The following is a 2,383-nucleotide window of genomic DNA, read 5'->3' as shown; positions in this document are numbered from 1 at the left end:
CCTTTAAAATCTATAGACTCCTATAAATTAATATTGTCGGTAGGGATATCTTCTATTTTAATAATTACAGTTTTAGTTTCAGATTCATCAGTAACTGATGTAGAATATTGATTTCCATTAGGATCCCATTTAGAGTCATCGGTTTTGTTTACATGATCACCACCACTTCCACCTATTATAGTAAGTGTTTCACTGCCATTAGCTTTATCTATATCCAATACATCTTGTGCGGTTATATTGAGTTTCGCGTTATCTGTTTCAGGCAGCTTAATAGATTTGATGTCGTTATTATTTATATGTTTTAAATGAGACAAATCTATCGTATCTTTTCCTGAAATACTATCTATATTTACATTACCATCTTTTTCAGTAAAATTAATTTCTGTTTCAAATTTCATTTTATTATCTATTTGTGAATTATTAGTTTCGGCAACCAATACATCATTATCACCCTCGCCGCCATTGACAAGCTCTACCTTCGATCCGTTTTCTATTACTATTACGTCTGAATCCCCGCCTTTAGGTATGCCGTAATAACCATAATCAGTATCGCCTGATATACCCTGAACTGTAGATTCATTAGTTATTACTATCGTATCTTTTCCTGCATCACCTGCTATAGAGTATGTAGTTTTAGGTAGAGTTATAGTTCCTACAGTAGCACTGTCCACTATGATAGTATCGTCATCTTTGCCAAGATATACCCCGTGTTTTACTGATGCACCTTTTGAGACTTCAACAGTATCGTTTCCTCCTCCTGTCTCTACGCGAGCATTACTATAAATGACTTGTGTTCCCTCGCCGGTTATGGTTACTTTATCATCATCTTCTCCGGCATTACTTAGAGGTCCTCCACTATCAATCCTGCCTACTAGTGCACCGCCTTCAATTTTAATTTCATCGTTTCCGTTGCCAGTTATAATATGTTCCCGTACAATTGTTTGTGTTCCTGTATTTGTTCCGTTTGTTCCTATTACAGTTACAGTGTCGTTGCCTTTTCCTTGTAAAAATACACCATATACATCAGCACCATCACTAATCTCTACTGTGTTTTTTCCAAAGCCATTTATACCTTGCTCTACTTTTGTCCCTTCTCCTTCTACTTTTATTCCGTCCTCTCCTTCTCCTAAATAAATAGTATTAATTTTTGCTCCGGAATTTATATTTACTTTATCGTCATTTTCTCCGCTATTAACTTCTCTGACTTCAGCTTCGCTAGTAACATTTATTTTATCATCTCCCTCGCCACCTGAAACCTTATTCTTTACGGTCGATTTTCCAGTTATATTTATTGCATCATCACCTTTACCGCTATCAATAATTTGTGTTTTAGCTTCGCTAGTTATATTTATTGTATCATTTCCATCGTTACCTTCAATACTGCCTGTTGTTTTTAATTCATTATATAAAAACTTTTTTACTAAGTTGTTTTTATAAGTATCGGTTTTAGAAAATTCTTCCCAAACTTTGTTATTGTGCTCCCATATTTCATACCTTTTTTTACTAAACTCTTCATACTCTTCATCACTATAAATATCAGGCAAGTCTGGCTCAGGAAGAAGATTATCAGGCTTAGGTCCTGTGTAGACATCTTTATATACTGGAGTAATTTTTTCATAATATACGTTTGCTCCTTCTTCAACATTTATTGTATCATCACCCTCGCCACCTGAAACCTTATCCTTTACTACGGTCGATTTTCCAGAAACAGTTATAGTATCCTTGCCACCACCCCCTTCAACGCCACCTTGAATAATGGAGTTATTTTTTATTTCTATAGTATCGTCTCCATCATTGAATCCGCCTCCGTCTCCTAAGACAACAGAACTAGATTCATCTTTAAATTTAGGGTTTGCTCCTATTGTGGAATTATCTACTATGATAGTATCCTTGCCGCCTTCTCCTATTATTTTAAATCCTACTTTAGAATCTTTAACTGTAATCTTGGAATCTGAATAATGTCCCGCATATATAGTACCATGTACTTTAGAATTATCTAAAGTTATATCTCTGTCTCCTAATCCGTTTAGGTCTAGCGATTGATTGACTACTGAATCTTTTATAGTTACTTTTACATTTCCTGCGAAATTATGATTATCCTGAGTATCTCCTTTTTCTACAATCTCTCGCTCTATTCCACTTCTAATTTCCTTTTCTATAAGAGAGCCTCCAAGTATTTTTATCTCTCCTGCTCCTTTTCCTGCTTCTATATTTCCACTAACTGCCACTTCTCGTTCTTTGCCATCGTCTCCCATTACTTTTATTTTTTTACCTAGTATTGATTTATTATCTAAAGTTATATAATCATCGCCATCTCTACCATAGATACTAGCTCCTACTTTCGCCTCTCCATCCATATTTATAACATCATCTCCGTCGCCGG

At 35.1% G+C, this 2,383-nt stretch carries 1 protein-coding gene; it reads right to left on the bottom strand.

From position 1 onward, the window contains the following. Nucleotides 1-20: 20 nt before the first annotated feature. Nucleotides 21-2,383: autotransporter outer membrane beta-barrel domain-containing protein (locus CDOM16189_RS07945; protein WP_211436615.1), on the bottom strand; the 2,363-nt coding region annotated here is incomplete at its 5' end.

Source organism: Campylobacter sp. RM16189, assembly GCF_012978815.1.
Lineage (GTDB): Bacteria > Campylobacterota > Campylobacteria > Campylobacterales > Campylobacteraceae > Campylobacter_A.
The sequence above is the reverse complement of the archived record's forward strand: the minus strand, read 5'-3'. Positions and strand labels throughout refer to the sequence as shown.